The sequence below is a fragment of the Pseudomonas sp. MWU318 genome, assembly GCF_016756945.1.
Lineage (GTDB): Bacteria > Pseudomonadota > Gammaproteobacteria > Pseudomonadales > Pseudomonadaceae > Aquipseudomonas > Aquipseudomonas putida_A.
Window position 1 is genome coordinate 1 of sequence record NZ_JAESJL010000031.1, and the last position, 486, is coordinate 486.

At 58.6% G+C, this 486-nt stretch carries 1 pseudogene; it reads left to right on the forward strand.

Annotation, left to right across the window (positions count from 1 at the left end):
* Positions 1–486 (forward strand): annotated as a pseudogene (locus JN524_RS27185) (calcium-binding protein); the annotation flags it as partial.

A 486-nucleotide genomic window follows, 5' to 3' on the forward strand; every position in this document is an offset into this window, starting at 1 on the left:
CTGACCGGTGTCGAGAAAGTCATCGGTTCGGCGTTCAACGATAGCTTCACCACGGACGCCTACCTCTTCGCCACTTACGACGGTGGTGCGGGGGACGATATCTACTACGTCAACGGCGGTGGCGTAACCGTCATCGAGCAAGTTGGCGGCGGCAACGATGAAGTGCGCGTCAGCTACAAGGAACACACACTGGCGGCTAACGTCGAGCGCCTGACTTACACCGGTACGGCTGCGTTTACCGGGTGGGGTAATGCCAGCGACAACATCATCACCGGCGGCAACGGTAACGACGTGTTCTATGGCGGTGGCGGTGCCGATCAGTTCTTCGGTGGTGCCGGTCGCGACACCGTTTCGTACCTGGACAGCACGGTGGCGGTCAACATCAACCTGAAAACCGGGATCAACTCGGGGATCGGCGCAGGCGATACCTACAACAGTATCGAAGTCATCGCCGGTTCCAAATTCAACGACACCTTCGTGGTCGAT